We start from the raw sequence: 18,405 nt of genomic DNA, 5'->3' as shown, positions 1-18,405 counted from the left end.
TCGCTTGAGCCGGTCATCTGTGCGAAGGGTCTTTCTGTAAATCCTCATGTATCCTTCGAGCAGTGCCCTCAACTTGATTTCCTTCTTGTGCCGGGTGGTCAGGGAACCCGCCAGGAAGTGGACAACCCGGTGCTTATTCGCTTTATCACCGAACAGGCAAGGCAATGCAAAGCGATACTTTCTGTGTGCACCGGGACTTTCCTGTTACACAAAGCCGGGCTGCTATATGGAAAAAAGGCCACTACCCATTGGAACTCTCTTGACCGTTTGAAAGCTTTTGGTGATATCACGGCAGTTGAAGAACGTTTTGTCTGTGATGGAAACATTTGGACATCGGCAGGAGTGTCTGCCGGTATCGATCTCATGTTCGCCTTTATTGCGGAGATAGCCGATGAAGAGGCTGCGGGGAAAGTCCAGTTTGCCGCCGAATATTACCCGTCAGTAAAGCGGTACGGCGCCTCACACAAAAGCCCCATGGCGCCTCATTACCTGAAGGAGAAGGATTAATATGTCAGTATACTTGATTATCGATTCCAAAGTAAAAGACCGTGAGAAATACCAGCAATATATTGATAAAGTCTCCCCTATTGTTAAAAAATACTGCGGTCGCTACCATGTTCGCGGGGAGAAAATCAGGTCCCTTGGAGCCTGGAAACCGGACAGAATAATCATTATTGAGTTCCCTACAGAAGACCATATCCGGAGATGGCTGGCATCACCGGAATATGAGGCCATTGCAGCCTTGCGGGAAGAAGGTGCCGAGACTCAAGCCATTCTCGTAGATGGATATATAAATGAATGACCGAATGCGGGGTAGGTATCAAAATATTTTGAAATGAGGATCTTTTTATGAAAAACACGGTTCTGTTATCGACAATCATTTTGGCATTTATGCTTTTCTCCTGTTCACAGGCATTTTCAGCGATGGCAGACCGGGACAACAGGAGGGACATGGTGGAAGAGGAGATCTGGGCATTGGAAGAGGCGTACTTCACAAACCTCTATAGAGCAAATTACGATGGGGTGCTTGCCATTGTGCATAATCAATTTCTCGGGTGGCCGGGCAACGTGCCGCAACCGATTGATAAAGAAGAAAGTGCCCGCTTCATGAAGCAATTAATCCCCAAGCCTACTCCGTGCACTCTCAAGATTGAACGATCCGGTATCCGGTTGCTTGGAGAGGTCGCACTGACTCAATACATTCTGCACGTCAATTGCAGTGACAACGCCGGTGTGGAGAAAAAACAATCATCGCGGATAACCCATACGTGGGTGAAAGAGGGTGTTTCCTGGAAATTGCTGGGGGGCATGAGCTACGATAAATGAGTTTTAACCAAGCGACTGCTCTCAAAAACTGAACCTATCGTTTAAAGAACTCCGGCGCATTTTGTACTGCAAAATGCGCCGGATATACGTTCTTTTCTTCAGTTTATTTTCCGGATGGCATCCATTCAGCAAGATGTTTTAAATATCTCCACCTTCTGTCCACAGACACCTGAGCCTTCACCATCAACTCTGCTGCCGCTTCCGGATGACTTCTCGTTAGGGCTTTGAAACGGTTTTCTCCATATGCATATTCGGCATATGGCATAGTCGGTTCTTTGCTGTCAAGAACAAAGGGATTTTTTCCTTCCTCTTCCAGCGCTGGATTATGTCTGAATAGAGGCCAGTGACCTGATGCTACGGCCTTTCTCTGTTCCTCAACGCCCTTCGACATATCGTCGATGCCCTGACCGATACATGTAGAATAGGCGATAATTAACGATGGTCCATTAAATGCTTCTGCTTCTTTCATTGCCCGTATCGTCTGGGCAGGATTTGCGCCAAAGGCCACCTGTGCTACATATACATTGCCATAAGGTATCATCATGGCACCGATATTCTTTTTAGGCGTCCGTTTTCCTGCTGCGGCAAACTGTGCCGTAGCTCCAAGCGGAGTAGATTTTGACATCTGGCCGCCCGTGTTAGAATATATTTCTGTGTCCATAATCATGAGATTTACATTTTTACCGGAAGCCATAACCTGATCAACTCCACCATAACCAATGTCGTAACCCCATCCGTCTCCCCCGATACCCCATACTGTTTTCTTAACAAGATAATCGGCGAGAAAAGTCAAGCTCTTGGCATCCGTTGAATTGTCTTTTGCAAGAAGCCCTTTTAGTTCTTCGATACGCGCCCTCTGTGCTTCAATTCCTGTTTGTTCCGACTGATCTGCATTCTTTATATCATCAAAAAGCTCTTTTGCCCCTGTGTAATCTGGGTTCGCAGACAGACGAACTATCACTTCCTCGGCCTGGGATTTAAACTTCTCTATTGTAAGTGCCATGCCAAAGGCAAATTCTGCCGCGTCTTCAAAGAGTGAGTTGGACCAGGCAGGACCTCTGCCGTCGGCTCTCTTTGCATAGGGCGTTGTAGGCAGATTCCCTCCATAAATGGAAGAACAACCGGTAGCATTTCCTATAAATAAACGGTCTCCGAATAACTGGGTAAGCAATTTTAAATATGGCGTTTCTCCACAACCTGAACATGCACCGCTGTACTCAAAAAGTGGTCTGACAAGCTGGCTTCCCTTCACAGTCATAATATTGTAAAATGACGGGTCGGTTTCAGGCAGGTTTAAAAAGAATGCATAGTTTTCTGCTTCCTTTGTTCTCAGCGGCTCCTGAAGTCCCATATTGATGGCCTTAAGATCCGTCTTCTTGCCGTCAGCGTCTTTCTTTGAGCCTGGGCATGAAAATACACATGAGCCACAGCCTGTACAGTCTTCCGGGGCTACCTGCACCGTAAACTTGAGCCCCTGCATTTCTTTGCCTTTTGCATCAATAGACTTGAAAGTTGAAGGAGCATTTTTAAGAAGCGCAGGATCATATGCCTTTATCCTGATACTTGCATGAGGACATACGAACGAACATGTACCGCACTGGAGGCAGGCATCGGGTTCCCAAACCGGAATATATACGGCAATGTTACGTTTTTCGTATTGAGTTGTGGCTGTCGGCCATGTCCCGTCAGCAGGTATGGCAGATACGGGAATATAGTCTCCCTTCCCTTCAATCATCATGGCAGTCACATCTTTTACAAATTGTGGAGCATTTCCTGGAACGGGGGGCCTTAATTCTATAGTGGACGTTACTTTTTCCGGCACTTTTACTTCAATAATGCCATTAAGGGCCTCATCCACAGCACCGTAGTTCATATTAAGTATTTTTTCGCCTTTTTTCCCGTAAGTTTTATCAATTTCTTTCTTGATTGCCCTTACTGCATCCTCTCTGGGGATAATGCCTGAAATAACAAAAAAAGCGGTCTGCATAATCATATTTATCCTTGCTCCAAGACCGAGCTTTTTGGCAATCGAAAAGGCATCAATAATATAGAAATTCATCTTCTTGTCAATAAGCTGTTTCTGCACGATGGCCGGAAGTGTATCCCATACTTCGTCTTTACCGCGGGATGTGGTTAGTAAAAATGTCGCCCCATCATTCGCATAGGCAAGCATGTCATACTTTTCAAGAAAAGACGGGTTATGACAGGCAACAAAGTTTGCATCCGTTAGAAGGTATGGATTCTGTATCATTTCCTTACCGAACCGCAGATGTGATATCGTCATGGATCCGGATTTCTTCGAATCGTAAGCAAAATAACCCTGGGCATAGTTATTTGTTTCTTTTCCTATGATTTTAATAGTGTTTTTGTTTGCACCTACAGTTCCGTCGGCTCCCAGCCCGTAAAAAAGTGCCCTGTATGCATTTGCTTTGACATGAAAATTTTCATCTACCGAAAGGCTGCTGCCGGCAACATCGTCATTAATGCCTACAGTAAAATGATTCTTAGGTATAGCTTCTGAAAGGTTTTCAAATACAGCCTTCACCATGGCCGGGGTAAAATCTTTTGAACCAAGGCCGTAACGGCCTCCTACTACTTTCGGATAATGACCCCAGCGATTAATCCCTTTCTCTGTTGCCTCGCCGATAGCTGTCCTTACGTCTAAATATAATGGTTCTCCTATCGAACCCGGCTCTTTTGTACGGTCAAGAACTGCTATAGCTTTAACTGTTGATGGGATTGATGCTGAAAAAGCATCTACATCAAATGGCAGGTAGAGGGCTACCTGAATAAGCCCGAGTTTGTCTCCCCGGGCATTAAGCATGTTGATCGTACTTAAGACTGTTTCTCCTGCAGAACCCATTACTACGATGACACGCTCGGCATTCGGTGCTCCGAAATAATCAAATAATTTGTATTTACGTCCTGTCAGATATGCAAATTTATCCATTGCTTTTTGCACAATTGCCGGCGTTGCCTGATAAAACTTATTTACAGTTTCCCTGCCCTGGAAGTAGACGTCGGGATTCTGTGCAGTGCCACGCAAGGAAGGCCTGTCCGGAGTAAGACCTCTCATTCTGTGGGCCATAACAAGGTCATCGTCAATCATCGCCCGCATGTCATCCATGGAAAGTTCCTCAATCTTTTGTATCTCATGGGATGTTCTAAAACCATCGAAGAAGTGGATAAACGGTACTCTGGCTTCAAGAGTAGCTGCCTGGGCAATAAGTGCAAAATCCATAGCTTCCTGAACATTTTTGGAACAGAGCATTGCAAAACCGGTAGCTCTTGCAGCCATAACATCTGAATGGTCTCCGAATATGCAAAGAGCCTGCGTAGAAAGTGAACGTGCTGTCACATGAAAAACAGTTGGTATAAGCTCTCCGGCGATCTTGTACATGTTCGGAATCAGAAGCAGCAATCCCTGAGAGGCAGAAATGGTTGTTGTGAGTGCTCCGGTAGTAAGAGAGCCATGAACCGCGCCGGCAACTCCTGCTTCAGATTGCATCTGACTTACCATTGGTACCGAACCCCATACGTTGATCTCTCCTGCCGCCGATTTAGCATCGCACAGTTCAGCAATAGGAGATGAAGGTGTTATCGGATATATGGTGATGATTTCGTTCGTGGCATGAACAACGTGTGCACAGGCAGTACAACCGTCTACTGTAACCATTCTTTTACTCATAATGCCTCCTTAATATGGTTATAATGCGTTCAAGCATTATTTGATTCAGTATTCTAATACACATCTACAAAACTTTATAAGACTCAGCTATTTCTGTTCCGTATTTTGAATGATCTCTTCGGACATTTCCAAGATGTGCAGCCTTTTTTCACAGTTAACCTGAAACTAATATTATGATAACTTCTTTGCAGCTATTTGTCAAAACCATTTTGACATCAATTTGTATTCAAGATAATATTTTGGTAAATTCGAAAACTAGTTTACCATGGTGAACATAACAACAAAATATATTGGTCCAAAAGATATTTTCCATTTGGCTCATGATCGTCTTATTTGTTTATATCTTTGTTTATCAATATGTAACTATTCGGGAGACCGGGCTTATGCTACATCGCTAAGACATGAAATACCCTTCCAGCGCTCCTTAGCCTTTTCCTGAACTCTGTCCAGATCGTCGTCAGTCATTTCAAGCATTGTTTCGCCTGCAATTTTCCTTGCTTGTATCATGATATTCACGTCGCGCACAATATCCCCTACCCTGAAATCCGGCAGACCGGCCTGCCTCACGCCAAGCATGTCACCGGGCCCCCGGAGTTTCATATCTTCTTCGGCGATTATAAATCCATCTGTTGTCTCTTCCATGGCCCTTAGTCTTTTCACAGCCGGTGCCGTCCTTTTTGCAGATGAGATTAAAACGCATTTTGACGGATATTGCCCCCTGCCTACCCTGCCCCTCAACTGATGGAGCTGGGAAAGGCCGAATCGTTCAGCGTTTTCTATGATAATTACCGTTGCGTTAGGCACATCTATGCCGACTTCTATAACCGTAGTACAAACCAGTACGTCAACTTCCCTGCCTTTAAACCTCGCCATTATCCCTTCTTTTTCCTCCGGTTTCATCCTGCCATGGAGAAGTCCTACACGGTATGAAGGAAAAACCGATGTTTGCAGATAAGCTGCCATCTCCTTTGCATTCAAGAGGTCAATCTTGTCCGATTCCTCAATCAGAGGGCATACAACATATGCCTGACGGCCCTTCTTCAACTCATCTTCCACCATCTTATAAACGGCAGCCTTATCTTTATCCTGAAGCGCCTTCGTCCTTATCTTCTGCCTGTCTTTGGGCATCTCATCAATAATGGAGACGTCAAGATCCCCATATATTACCATGGAAAGCGTTCTCGGGATCGGCGTCGCCGTCATAACAAGGGCATCAGGGGTAGAATCGGTTTCGCATTCTACAGAAATTTTTTCCTTCAATCGCTTACGCTGTATAACACCGAATCTGTGCTGTTCATCTATTATGATCAATCCAAGCCTTTTAAAAACAACATCTTCCTGAATAATGGCATGGGTTCCTATTACAACCCTTGTCTTTCCGTTTTTTATTCCTTCCAGAATACGCTTTCTATCACTGCCCATATTACCCCTTAAAAAGGCAAGAGATATTCCCATCTCATCAAAATATTTATGCATCGTGAGGTAATGTTGTTCGGCAAGGATTTCAGTAGGCGCCATAAGCGCCACCTGATAATTGTTATCAACGGCAATTAATGAAGCTATAACGGCACAAACGGTCTTTCCGCTGCCCACATCCCCTTGCAGGAGCCTGTTCATGGGCACACCCTGGCCCATATCATTCTCGATTTCCTTTATCACCCTCTCCTGCGCATACGTCAATTTAAAGGGCAAATTGGCTTTAAATTTCCGATAGCATGCACCGGCAGGTTTAAACCTTATCCCCCTGTCCTTTTTTACCTCCTCTTTCTTTATTAAAAGCGCAAGCTGAAAAAGGAAATATTCTTCAAATATAAGACGGTGGAGATATCCTTGTATCCCTGAACCTTCAATATCCGCGTATTTTAAATCATCTTTATCCGGAAAATGGATTTTCATAAAGGCTTCATAAAGGGGAACAAGTTTGTGATGTTCTTCAATACTTTCAGGAACAACACTTTCAATACATATTCCATAGTCTTCAAAAGCCCTTTTCATGAGTGTTCTCAGAGTACCCTGTTTCAATCCATCTATTTCTGAATATATAGGGGCTATTGTTTTACGGTCCTCTGCTTCGTTTTCATCTCCCAGGATGTGGATTTCCGGGTGTACCATCTGGAACCTGTCACCGAACTTCGTTATCTCGCCGGATAACATGAGTAAATTTCCTTTTTTACAGATTTGTTTCAGATATTCTCCTACCCATTGGAACCACTTGATAGAAATACTGTCGGTTTCATCATCTACAACCGCCTCGTACGCCTTCTTGCGGGAATGACGGAAATATAACGATCTTGACGCCACTACTCTTGCAACGATTGAAGCTCTTTCGCCTTCCGTCAGTTCGCCGATGGTCTTTATAACACTCCTGTCCATATATCTCACCGGCAAAAACCAGAACAAATCTTCAATGGTTTTAATGCCCTTCCCTTCCAGCAGGACTGCGGTTTTCGGGCCTACACCTTTCAGGTGAATGATAGGGGTTGAAAGTTGGTCTTTTTTCTTTTCCATTTGTGAGTTTTTATATTACAATATTTGCGTCTTCATTTGAAGGAAGTTATAAATTCATTAAAATATTCCCGGGCGATTATGCAAATATTAAAAGAATCTGTTTTTAAAGACACCAGGGTCAGGATTATCAGAGGCGATTTAACTCAATGCGATGTGGACGCCATCGTTAATGCAGCGAACTCACATCTTCAGCACGGTGGCGGTGTGGCAGGGGCCATCGTAAGAAAAGGCGGACAGATCATCCAGGAAGAAAGCAATAAGATAGGTTATGTTCCGGTAGGCGGTTGCGCACTTACTACAGGAGGCAGTCTTAAGGCAAAATATGTAATCCATACCGTAGGTCCAAGATGGGGTGAAGGGGATGAGGAGAATAAACTAAAGAATGCCGTTGAAGGTACGCTCACACTTGCCACTGAAAAGGGATTCAAAACCATTTCAATACCGGCTATAAGCGCCGGCATATTCGGTTTTCCGAAAGAACGCTGTGCCCGGATTATAGTAAATGAGATAATAAAATTTGTGAAGCGTAAAGAAACATCATTGAAAGAAATAGACATCTGTCTGATGGATGATGAAATCATCAAATTTTTTGAAAATGAGCTGGAAAGGCTTGAAGAAGGTAAATAGCTATGTGCGGCATATTTGGAGTATTCAATCACAGTGAAGCAGCAAATATAACTTATCTTGGCCTGCATGCATTACAGCACCGGGGACAGGAGAGTGCCGGCATCGTAAGTTCCGACCATTCGGCCTCGTATTCCCGTAAGGAAATGGGACTCGTTTCCGATATCTTCAATGAAGATGTATTAAAAGAATTGAAAGGGGACATGGCAATTGGGCATGTAAGGTATTCAACGACAGGCGCCTCATACGTTCAAAACGCTCAGCCCTTTTCCGTTGAGTATGCAAAAGGTCGTCTTGCCATTGCCCACAACGGAAATCTTACAAATGCAAAGGTCATACGGGATGAGCTGCAAAATTACGGCTCTATATTTCAATCCACAATGGATACAGAGGTCATTGTCCATCTTATGGCGCTTTCCCATGAAAATTCTACTGTCGAGAGGTTAATCAGTGCTCTTCACAGAGTAGAAGGCTCATATTCGCTTCTGATCTTAACGGACAAAGAGCTTATAGCCGCAAGAGACCCCTATGGATTCAGGCCGCTCGTGATCGGAAAAATCGGGGATTCATGTGTGATTTCAAGTGAAACGTGCGCCTTTGACCTCATGCAGGCAACATATATCAGGGAGGTTGAGCCAGGCGAGGTGCTTCATATTACAAAGGACGGGATGAAGTCATATATGCCCTTCAAAAAGGTAAAACCAAAACATTGTGTGTTTGAATATATTTATTTTGCCAGGCCGGATAGTTATATGTTCGGGAGAACCGTATATACAGTCAGGAAGGCCCTTGGAAGAGAGCTGGCGAAAGAAACGCATGTAGATGCAGACATGGTAATCCCAATTCCTGATTCAGGTATTGGCGCTGCTGTCGGATACGCACAGGAGACAGGTTTGCCTTTTGAACTCGGGCTTATCAGGAACCATTACGTGGGCAGGACATTTATAGAGCCGCGTGATTCTATAAGACATTTTGGCGTAAAACTGAAATTGAACGCTGTTCATGACGTGGTGAAAGATAAAAGAATCATCGTTGTTGACGATTCAATAGTACGCTCAACAACAGGAGGAAAGATTGTAAAGATGTTGCAGCAGCAGGGGGCCAAAGAGGTTCATTTCAGGGTTAGCTCCCCTCCGACTGCTTTTCCCTGTTTTTATGGTATAGACACGCCTTCAAGAAGCCAGCTTGTTGCATCTTCTCATTCTACAGATGAGATCAACACACTTATGGGATCGGATAGCCTCAGGTATCTGACCATTGACGGTATCAAGAAAGCCATTGGAGATAAAGAAGACGAATTTGATTATGCTTTTTGTGATGCCTGCTTTTCAGGCTCCTATCCATCAAGTTTTCCATGGGGGATGGGATTGGAACAAATGGAACTGTTTCAGAAATAATAGTAAAAAACCGTTTGAAGGTTTCATGGCAGGCATTTTGCCTGTTTAAAGACTTGAATATAATAAGGGAGACAAGCGATTATGGATGAAAAACAGAGATTGCTGGAAATTCTAAAGAAATTATCTTATGAAGAAGGAGAATTCATTCTAAAAAGCGGTAAAAAAAGCACCTATTATATTGATGCAAGAGAAACCGCCCTGAACCCTGAAGGCATGTATCTTATTGGCAGGATTATGTATGGCATGGTACGCGAAATACCCGGAATAGGTGCGGTTGGCGGGGTAAGCGTCGGGGCAGATCCGCTTGTATGTGCTGTAGTATTGGCCTCTTACGGCGTGAAAGACAATCTCACCGGATTTTTCATACGAAAAGAACCAAAAGGTCATGGGAAAAACCTGTGGATCGAAGGCGCAAAAAACCTGAAAAAGGGAATGGACGTAATTATTCTTGAGGATGTAGTAACTACTGGCGGGTCTTCTTTGAAGGCGGTAGAAATAACCGAAGGTGAAGGCTATAACGTAAAAGGTATTATAGCACTCCTTGATAGGTTGGAAGGCGGTAAAGAAGTTATAGAATCAAAAGGTTATACGTTTAAATCAATATATAACCTTAACGATTTAAGATAACATATTGTAAATAATCGTTATAATAATAAAATACCCTGTCTCAACAGACAGGGTATTAAAAAGAAAATCCTCTTTATAGCGGACAATAAGTGGTTTGTTCTAAAAGTTAAAACCAAAAAGAGCTTTATATATTTCCCAGAATATTGGAAATATGGTTGAGCAGTTCATCCCTTCCGTATCCATCCTTAGATGAGAATACAAAAACCCTGTCATTACCAAAATTCTGTTCAAATAACTTCTTTTTTACTGATACATCGTTTTTACTTACTTTATCAATCTTGGTAATTGCCAGCGTAAAATCCAACCCCGTCCGGCCAATCCATTTTATTACATTGCTGTCTATTTCATCCATTTCTCTTCTTACATCGTAAACCCATATCAATCTCTTGATGTATTGGTTTTCCCTTATATATCCTTCTATCATGCCCTGCCATCCCTGGTATGTTTTTTTTGATACCTTTGAATAACCAAACCCTGGGAAATCAGAGAAAATAAGCAATTTCCTTTCTTTATCAACTTCACAGTGTATCTTGTAGATGTTTACCATCTTTGTCGCTCCCGGAGTAGAGCTTGTCCTGGCAATCTTTTGCATGACAAGTTTATTTATCATTGAGGATTTGCCCACATTGGACCTGCCTATAAAACAGATCTCCGGGTATTCCAACTGCTTTGTTTCCTCAAATTTAACAATGCTTTTGATATATTGTGCACTTAATATTCTCATATTTATAATCTCGCAACCCTAAGATATATCGTCAGGGAATAATATTCTCTTTCACTCATCTTATTTCATCCCGGCTAAAACATCTTTCAATGCACGGCAAACAACATTAATTTCTTCTACTTTCATATTCGTGTAAAAAGGGAGGGCAATGACTGACTTACCTGCTGCCTCAGCTTCAGGGAAATCTCCTTCCTTAAAACCAAATAGGTCCATATAAAAGGGCTGAAGATGGATAGGTGTAAAATAAGGCCTTGTCGGGATACCGTTTTTTTCCATTTCTCTAATAACATGATCTCTGTCAATACCAGGTGATAAACGCACGACATATACAAACCAACTCATCCGGGTTGTTGTTGGAACTATCTTGAGCGGGCTCAAATCTTCAAAAGATGAAAGTGCTTTGCTATACTCACTTGCCACAATATTTCTTTTCTTGAGAAATTCATCGAGCCGTTTTAACTGAACAACCCCTAAGGTTGCATTTATCTCCGACATACGGTAATTATAACCAAGCCTTGAATGATTGAGCCACCCGTCAAATTTATCCCTGCCCTGGTTTCTAAGACTCCTGAATAGCGCTGCCCACTCCTCATCATTGGTTACGAGACACGCCCCTTCGCCGGTTGTCATCTGCTTATTCGGATAAAAAGCAAAGACACCTGCTTTTGCTATGGCGCCTGTCCGCTTACCTTTATATTCCGCCCCGACTGCTTCACATGCATCTTCGATGACAACGAGATTGTATCTATCGGCAATTTCAAGGATAGTGTCCATATCTGCAGGCTGACCAAAAATATGAACAACGAGAATAGCCTTGGTCCTTTTCGTAATTGCAGCTTCAATCTTATGGGAATTTATATTATAACTAACCGGATCAATATCGACGAATACCGGTTTTGCCCTTTCATATAGTATACAGTTTGCAGATGAGATAAAACTGAATGGCGTTGTAATTACTTCATCATCTTGTTTTATATTGGCAGCTATCATGCACAGATGAAGGGCAGAGGTGCCGTTAGTCGCTGCCACTGCGTATTTAGCGTTTGCCTGCAATGCGATCAGCCGTTCAAACTCGAGCGTTTGAGAACCGATGCTGAGATTCCTCGATTGCATTACACGCACAACAGCCTTTATTTCTTCAGCGGTAATATCCGGCATTGCCATAGGAAGTTTTAATGAAGAAGATGGTATATCTCCCCACTCTTCAGTTCCTTCAATGAAACTGCTCAAAGAAGGCATGGTCATAAAGGCTACGGGGATATTCTGACACATATACTGGACATTTTTTATAGTCTGTTCCGGTGCTTCGGATATAGCAATAATAACCTCATCAATATCATGCTTTTTAACAACATCGGATAGTTTTATAAGAGGCCCGAATACAGGGATACCCTGCGTTTTCATGCCTATCTTTTTTGGATCGTCATCGAGAAATGCACAAATTTTCATACCCAGTTGCAGGTTATTTTTCAGCTCCCTCGCTATGTTGATTCCAGTATTTCCTGCACCAACTATTAAAACCCGCTTATTATTAACAATGTCGGACTTTTTCCAATCAATATCGCCTGAGTAGCTTTCCGATACCTTTATGAGTACCCTGATGCCACCGAGAAGCAAAATACTGAGGATTGCTTCCAGGACAAATATTGATCTTGGAAAAACATCAATCAGATTCGGAGTAAAAACAAAGACCGTTACAGAAAAAAGTATAATGGATCCGGCAAGAACAGCACCGACTAAGATTATAAAATCGCGGGGCGTTGCATATCTCCAGATGCGCCGGTACATGCCTGCTGCATAGAACAAAGCAGGTCTCACAATGACAGCCATGATGGTAAACGGCCAAATTGACTGAAAATATCGGCTGAACAAATAACCGGGGTTAGAAATCTCCAAACGAAGCATAAGACTGAACACAATTGAAGTCAGTGTTAAAAGCACATCTGCAATCATCATGTACCAACAAGTCATTTTCACCTCAAAGTTATGGAATTAATATAGCATCTTTAAGAAACTTAGTACAAAACTGCCATGCCTGTCAAAATTGGCATGACTTGCAATATAATCAAAATAACCATTTGACTGAACAGTATTAAATATCTTTTCTATCTGGGGGTCTTTCAACCTGCCGCATAGGTTTCTCGCAACAGCTCCGAGTCGGATTTCTTTACCGATTTCAGACTTCCATCGTTTTTCATATACATAAAATTTATTCTCACTTAAATCGCCCTTTTTGAAAGCATCATTGATGACATTTGCTGCGATTTCAGCGCACAAAAGCCCGAAATAAATACCGCCGCCGGTCGTTGCCTTCACCTGACCGGCTGCCTCACCAACCGCAAGCACCCTGTTTCCAAATGTCTTTGAAACAATACCTTGAGCGATAGGTTTTATCTGTAAAGACATATCGTCCTCTTCAGGGAAATATCTCTCAATTATATTTTTAAAACCTATTTTTGGATTGGTCTTGCTTATGAGCCCTACCCTTGCCATATTATCACCAACAGGCACAATCCAGCCAAAACCACCTTTTGCAAGCTTATTACCGATTATAAGGGTAACATCATCATTTTTACTAAATTTCAAATGTTTTTGGGCTGCTTTTATAAAACTAACCGGATATCCAAGACCGAGTTTTTTATTCAATTCATATTCAATCCCTGTAGCGAGAACCAGCGTTTTCCCCTTATATCTTACATGGCCACTCCCATTGCTTGTACACTCGATCTGCACGCCAGTTTCATCTATTATTGCATCCGTTGCATTGCATTGCAGGACGACCTCCGCACCCTTGTCCAACGCTAATTTCAAAAGATATTTGTCAAATCTTTGCCTTTCCACAACAAAGGCAAATGGTAAAGGATGTCTGTAAAAAAGGGACGTACCAGAAGGAGAGTCTATTCTTACATCCTGGATGCTACGCACAATCTGTTCATTTGAAAAACCGAATTGTTCAAAGCTTTCCTTGCCAATAATACCGGTGCATATAACATTTTTACCGACTTCATCCTTTGCCTCAAGTACAAGCGTTTCAAGACCCTTTTGCGCAAGCATTCCAGCGGTATAAAGGCCGGCAGGCCCTGCGCCAACTACTATTACATCGTAAATTTTTCTATTCGTCTCTATAATTAACTCTTCTTTTTTAATTTTCTTAGACTATATCTTCTTTCCACTTGATTCCCATTTTCCCTTAAATGTAATCCAGAAAGACAGGGATATAAGTTTTAAATCAAGACAAAATGACCGTTTTCTTACATATAACACATCGTAGCGGAATTTATGACGCCGCGGGGCATCCGCCGGCAGATAAACCTGGGCAAGCCCTGTAAGACCAGGGATGGCGGCAAGCCTTTCTTTATACCTCGGCACCTCTTCAATCCTGAACGATACCCCGCCTCCTCTTACCTCTTTCTCTTCAGGCCTCAACGCCCTCGGGCCCACAAAACTCATATCGCCCTTCCATATGTTGACAAGCTGCGGGAGTTCATCCATAGCGGTTTTGCGTAATATCCTGCCAACCTTTGTTACCCGGGAATCATGCTCTGAGGCTTGGATTGGTCCCGATTCTTTTTCCGCATCTATAATCATTGAACGGAATTTAATCACCCGAAAGATTCTTCCATGCTTACCCACGCGCTCCTGCAAATAAAATACAGGACCTCCGTCCTCAATTTTGATTACAATTATGATTAATATCCACAAAGGGGTCGAAACCAATAGCCCTACAGATGAAAGGAACACATCAAAAACCCGTTTCAATTTCCTGGTCCTGCTGCATTGCAAATTATCGTTCTATAAATATCGATAACGATCTTTTTATCAAACTCATTGAGTGCCTTTTCTCTGCTGTATTTTCCCATTTTGTTTTTCTCTTCCTGCGGAAGGAGAATATATTTCATGATTGCATCAGACAATGCTCTTTCGTCTTTTACAGGAACTAAGAAACCATTTTTATTGTCTTCTACAACCTCTCTGCATCCGATAGCATCCGTGGTTATAACGGGTTTTCCTACAGCCATTGCTTCAATGAGTGAACTTGCCGTACCCTCCCTGTAAGACGGCAGAACAGCTACATCGCATTCGCAAAGAAACGGACGAACATCGGTTGTCTTGCCTAAATATTGGACGATACCTTCACTCTCCCAGCTTTTGATTACATCTTCCGGTATAGCAGCCCTGTTTTCTTTATCAATCGGGCCTATAAGCCAAAATTCGGCAAAGGGGAACCTTTTCTTCACTATCTTTGCCGCTTCTGCAAATTCCTTGATACCCTTATCCCATAGCATTCTTGCCATTAAAAGAAATATACACTTGTCCCGGTTTTTGCTAATATCCTTACACTGCTCAGGACAAAAATATCCGGTATCAACCCCCGGACCAGGGGTTAAGAAAACCTTATCCTTATTGACCAATCTATTTTCAATAAAAAATGCCTGATCATACCTGTTTTGGAAAACAACATTCAATGCTATTGAGAACGCTATTTTATAAAGGATTTTATATAGAAAACCCCCTATAATCGTCTTGATACTTTTCTCGGTAAACAACCAGCCAAGGCCGCTCACAGTGCAGACAGAGTCTGTTTTGGCAAGCTTTGCAGCAAATGTACCATATACGTTAACCTTGATCGTATAATGCAGAACCAGATCCGGCCTTTCCATATTATAGATCTCATAAAGCTCCAGCATCAGTTCTAAATCTCTAAAGGCGTTAGCGCCTTTTCTGTCGAGCTTTTTTATAGGCATACACCTGAATCCTTCTGCCTCCAGTAAAAGGATGTATTCATCTTCGGGGGCAACAAGGACTATCTCTAACCCTTCTGTCCTTAATACCTTCATAACCACAAGCAGGTAGTTATATATAAAAAAAGCGGTATTAGCGACACAGAGTATCTTTGTCATATATGAAACCTTGCTTTACAACATACAATTTTTGTCTTTGATTATTTTATTGAAGAAATATTTGTAGGATTAAGAAAGAAAACCGATCTTACGGTATTTGTTGCACAACTGTTCCAGATACTCATCAACCCTGTAGAACGGCCTATAGTCCGTTTCGTTAAGCAGGCGTTCCTGAGAAAAAACCCTTGTGTCCGTCAATGCCTTCAACCTCGAAAATGTCAATCCTCGTTTTTTTCCGGTCAACAATCCTATAAAAGAAAAAACTCCTGCTGCTGTGAATGCAACGATATAGGGTAAATTCCCAATGCTTTCTTTTTGATTTCCTAATGATTTGGACACAATTGAGGTAAATTCAGAGAAACTTACAGGGGTATTGATGAAATACGTTCTGCCATTAGGAATATTATCATTATCGAGTACAAACATAGCATGGGCAACTTCACCGGCATAGATAATATTATATATACCTCTTCCCTTACGAATATGCCTGTACCTGCCGGCAGCAATCGAACGCATGAGTTGCAGGAAACTGTCTTTTTCAGGCTCCCGGCCTTCCCCAAAAACCGTCGTAGGGCGCAGCATCTGTGCCTTTAACCCTCTTTTTATCCCTTGCCTTACAATCTCCTCTGCCTTAAACTTTGTCATTTCGTAGAGATTGTCCGGATTACAGGGAGTTTCTTCATCAACAGTTTTTTTTGTCGTCCTCCCTACTACGCCTGCACTTGAAAGATAGATCAACCGGCAATTATGATCAAATGCAACCTCTACAACGTTTTGCGTTCCCTGAACATTTACCGGCCATATATCATCTTCCCTGCCAATAACTCCCGCACAATGGTAAATTGTGCTCACTTCATCAGGAATTACAAGCCTGTTTGTAATATCACCATTTACGATCTCAACATCGCTGTTAAACGCAAAGCCACCGTCGTCTGCCCGTGTAAGGGCAAATACCCGTAATCCCTCTTTAATAAGACAGGCCATTACATACTTCCCGATAAATCCTGTTGCCCCCGTTACAAGCACGGCCCTCTTTTTCATAATCTGTTTTTTAACCGGTATACAGTGATTTTATATTCCCGGAACTTTTCAAATTCAGGCAGATTCATCTTCTCAAAGACAGAAGAATCAATTTTGTTTTGAACATTTCTATAAAAGACATTATTTGTATTTTCGTCAAAAATCAGCAGGTCCGCCTTGTTTTCTCTCATAAAACCCACCAATTCATCAGTTGTTTTTGCAGAAAGAAAGGGGCTGTATTCGGAGTCTGCGTAGAAGGCAATCCTGTAAAGACAGGGCTCTCCGGCAAATCTAACCCCTGAATATCCCATACTTTTAAGATAGACGCCTGCCCTCTTCAATTCACGCTTGTCATAACCTCCGGGAGACAAAGTTTTCGGCAAAATAATAATCAGAATTGCCAGAATAAATGCTATTGTGATGTTTCTCGTAAAAAAATTAAACGGATATGCTTTTTTGAACCATAAATAAATCCGATGTTTTATTTCTAAAAAACCAATACCTGACCAGACAAGCATTGGAATTCCCATCAGAAGTCCGTGCCTCGTACTAAAATAAAAAACCTTTGAAATATACAAATAAGCGGTGACAAAAAAGACAACAAACCAGATCGCAATTAATATCTCGTTTTTATTGTAGGCTATATTTTTCCTTCTGAATATGCCAAAGATTGCAAGGAAGGCAAAGACTACATTGATTGACTTTACGAGTTTAAGAATAACATCGGAAAGAAAGATGACGTATTTATGGCTTTTTGCAAGCTCAAGGAATGTGGGAAATTCCGGCGGCATAATCTGGATAATATCTGTAGTTAACTCAAGTGATTCTCCGCTCTTACTTGTCAGAAGAAGCCATATTTTTAACATAGTAAAACCGAAGTCCCACTTGCCCAGTCTTTCGCTGAAAAAGAATATGAAAAATAACAGCAAAACAGGAAGGGTAAAGATAAAGACAAAGAGATATAAGAAGAGCTTTTTGGAATCAGGTTTCAACTTCCAGAAATACCAGATGATCCAAAGAAAGATCAATACGAAGACCGCAATACCCTCGATACGTGCAAAAGCTGACAGCCCTGTAGAAATGCTTGCAAGTACCATACGCAACAGGCTGCCGCGCGAGATCCCTTCCCATGCAAGCCATAGTGCCATCATAGAAAAAAACCAGAAGGTGGGCTCTCTCAGCACATCTGATGAATAATCTGCAAGTCTGGGGCTTATGGCATAGAAAAACGATGATACTGCCGCTATGCGGATATTGAATATTCCCTTTATCAAAAGAAAAAACGGGATCACTGTGAGCGATCCCATAAGCACGGAAGTCATTCTTCCTGCCAGTTCCCAATCGGGAATAATCTTATGGACAAGCAAAACAAGGAAGGGGTACAAGTGGATAAAAGTAAATTCCATAAGTTTTTTTGATTCGCCCAGCTCAATCAACTTAGCGGTTTTGATATAAAGAATCCCGTCGGGTGTTATAACATTTGAGAATAGAACCAGATAAAACCTCACGGCGAAGGTACCTATAAAGGCAATAACGGGAAACAACCAGATATTTTTGCCGGATGTTATAGCTTGCTTTATATTCATATCC

Annotated in this window: 15 protein-coding genes and 1 pseudogene; 6 read left to right on the top strand and 10 right to left on the bottom strand. The window is 42.3% G+C overall.

The window, feature by feature from the left end:
- The 3 genes from NT178_03025 to NT178_03015 all read left to right on the top strand — a co-directional run.
- Positions 1-507, top strand: a 507-nt coding sequence (locus NT178_03025) for a DJ-1/PfpI family protein (protein ID MCX5811500.1), incomplete at its 5' end; no start/stop codon positions are given.
- A gap of 1 nt (position 508) precedes the next feature.
- Complete coding sequence (locus tag NT178_03020; GenBank protein ID MCX5811499.1) at positions 509-802, top strand: DUF1330 domain-containing protein; 294 nt, start codon at positions 509-511, stop codon at positions 800-802.
- A 47-nt stretch (positions 803-849) separates the two neighbouring features.
- A complete protein-coding gene (locus NT178_03015; protein ID MCX5811498.1) occupies positions 850-1,326 on the top strand; it encodes a nuclear transport factor 2 family protein in 477 nt (158 codons plus the stop codon).
- Between the two features lie 103 nt (positions 1,327-1,429).
- Here the strand turns inward: NT178_03015 and nifJ are convergent, their stop codons facing one another.
- The gene (gene nifJ, locus NT178_03010; GenBank protein ID MCX5811497.1) at positions 1,430-5,014 is read right to left on the bottom strand and encodes a pyruvate:ferredoxin (flavodoxin) oxidoreductase; all 3,585 of its coding nucleotides are present in this window, start codon (positions 5,012-5,014) and stop codon (positions 1,430-1,432) included.
- Positions 5,015-5,395: 381 nt separating this feature from the next.
- On the bottom strand, positions 5,396-7,522 hold the full coding sequence (recG, locus tag NT178_03005) for an ATP-dependent DNA helicase RecG (protein ID MCX5811496.1): 2,127 nt from the start codon (positions 7,520-7,522) through the stop codon (positions 5,396-5,398).
- A gap of 78 nt (positions 7,523-7,600) precedes the next feature.
- Here recG and NT178_03000 point away from each other — a divergent pair, with 78 nt between their 5' ends.
- From NT178_03000 to pyrE, 3 genes are all read left to right on the top strand, one after another.
- Positions 7,601-8,149, top strand: a complete 549-nt coding sequence (locus NT178_03000) for a macro domain-containing protein (GenBank protein ID MCX5811495.1) — start codon at positions 7,601-7,603, stop codon at positions 8,147-8,149.
- Between the two features lie 2 nt (positions 8,150-8,151).
- Positions 8,152-9,543, top strand: coding sequence for an amidophosphoribosyltransferase (gene purF, locus NT178_02995; protein ID MCX5811494.1), 1,392 nt, complete (start codon positions 8,152-8,154; stop codon positions 9,541-9,543).
- A gap of 81 nt (positions 9,544-9,624) precedes the next feature.
- Positions 9,625-10,170: an orotate phosphoribosyltransferase gene (pyrE, locus tag NT178_02990; GenBank protein MCX5811493.1), complete on the top strand. Its 546-nt coding sequence runs from the start codon at positions 9,625-9,627 to the stop codon at positions 10,168-10,170.
- A 124-nt stretch (positions 10,171-10,294) separates the two neighbouring features.
- Here pyrE and yihA read toward each other — a convergent pair whose 3' ends face one another.
- The 8 genes and pseudogenes from yihA to NT178_02950 form a co-directional block, all read right to left on the bottom strand.
- Complete coding sequence (gene yihA / locus NT178_02985; GenBank protein MCX5811492.1) at positions 10,295-10,894, bottom strand: ribosome biogenesis GTP-binding protein YihA/YsxC; 600 nt, start codon at positions 10,892-10,894, stop codon at positions 10,295-10,297.
- 60 nt (positions 10,895-10,954) lie between these two features.
- Entirely contained in the window at positions 10,955-12,058 is a 1,104-nt protein-coding gene (locus NT178_02980) for a DegT/DnrJ/EryC1/StrS family aminotransferase (protein ID MCX5811491.1), read from the bottom strand.
- An 81-nt stretch (positions 12,059-12,139) separates the two neighbouring features.
- Positions 12,140-12,682: pseudogene (locus NT178_02975) on the bottom strand (hypothetical protein).
- Between the two features lie 204 nt (positions 12,683-12,886).
- A complete protein-coding gene (locus NT178_02970) occupies positions 12,887-13,990 on the bottom strand; it encodes an NAD(P)/FAD-dependent oxidoreductase (protein MCX5811490.1) in 1,104 nt (367 codons plus the stop codon).
- 60 nt (positions 13,991-14,050) lie between these two features.
- Positions 14,051-14,653 carry a sugar transferase gene (locus NT178_02965; protein ID MCX5811489.1) on the bottom strand — a complete coding sequence of 201 codons (603 nt, stop codon included), beginning with the start codon at positions 14,651-14,653 and terminating at the stop codon, positions 14,051-14,053.
- Entirely contained in the window at positions 14,650-15,795 is a 1,146-nt protein-coding gene (locus NT178_02960; protein ID MCX5811488.1) for a glycosyltransferase family 4 protein, read from the bottom strand. The genes NT178_02965 and NT178_02960 overlap by 4 nt, the downstream gene beginning before the upstream one ends.
- A 69-nt stretch (positions 15,796-15,864) precedes the next feature.
- Positions 15,865-16,836: an NAD-dependent epimerase/dehydratase family protein gene (locus tag NT178_02955; protein ID MCX5811487.1), complete on the bottom strand. Its 972-nt coding sequence runs from the start codon at positions 16,834-16,836 to the stop codon at positions 15,865-15,867.
- Positions 16,833-18,401: a glycosyltransferase family 39 protein gene (locus NT178_02950; protein MCX5811486.1), complete on the bottom strand. Its 1,569-nt coding sequence runs from the start codon at positions 18,399-18,401 to the stop codon at positions 16,833-16,835. The genes NT178_02955 and NT178_02950 overlap by 4 nt, the downstream gene beginning before the upstream one ends.
- Positions 18,402-18,405: the final 4 nt, after the last annotated feature.

This window comes from Pseudomonadota bacterium (assembly GCA_026388255.1).
Taxonomy (GTDB): domain Bacteria; phylum Desulfobacterota; class Syntrophorhabdia; order Syntrophorhabdales; family Syntrophorhabdaceae; genus JAPLKB01.
Note: the sequence above shows the minus strand (reverse complement) of the source record. Positions and strands in the feature narration are given on the sequence as shown.

What these genes read in the sequence shown, in the direction of transcription:
- NT178_03020 (MCX5811499.1), top strand. Translation starts at nt 509, where the DNA reads ATGTCAGTATACTTGATTATCGATTCCAAAGTAAAAGACCGTGAGAAA.
- NT178_03015 (MCX5811498.1), top strand. Translation starts at nt 850, where the DNA reads ATGAAAAACACGGTTCTGTTATCGACAATCATTTTGGCATTTATGCTT.
- nifJ (MCX5811497.1), bottom strand. Translation starts at nt 5,014, where the DNA reads ATGAGTAAAAGAATGGTTACAGTAGACGGTTGTACTGCCTGTGCACAC.
- recG (MCX5811496.1), bottom strand. Translation starts at nt 7,522, where the DNA reads ATGGAAAAGAAAAAAGACCAACTTTCAACCCCTATCATTCACCTGAAA.
- NT178_03000 (MCX5811495.1), top strand. Translation starts at nt 7,601, where the DNA reads ATGCAAATATTAAAAGAATCTGTTTTTAAAGACACCAGGGTCAGGATT.
- purF (MCX5811494.1), top strand. Translation starts at nt 8,152, where the DNA reads ATGTGCGGCATATTTGGAGTATTCAATCACAGTGAAGCAGCAAATATA.
- pyrE (MCX5811493.1), top strand. Translation starts at nt 9,625, where the DNA reads ATGGATGAAAAACAGAGATTGCTGGAAATTCTAAAGAAATTATCTTAT.
- yihA (MCX5811492.1), bottom strand. Translation starts at nt 10,894, where the DNA reads ATGAGAATATTAAGTGCACAATATATCAAAAGCATTGTTAAATTTGAG.
- NT178_02980 (MCX5811491.1), bottom strand. Translation starts at nt 12,058, where the DNA reads ATGGCAATGCCGGATATTACCGCTGAAGAAATAAAGGCTGTTGTGCGT.
- NT178_02960 (MCX5811488.1), bottom strand. Translation starts at nt 15,795, where the DNA reads ATGACAAAGATACTCTGTGTCGCTAATACCGCTTTTTTTATATATAAC.
- NT178_02955 (MCX5811487.1), bottom strand. Translation starts at nt 16,836, where the DNA reads ATGAAAAAGAGGGCCGTGCTTGTAACGGGGGCAACAGGATTTATCGGG.
- NT178_02950 (MCX5811486.1), bottom strand. Translation starts at nt 18,401, where the DNA reads ATGAATATAAAGCAAGCTATAACATCCGGCAAAAATATCTGGTTGTTT.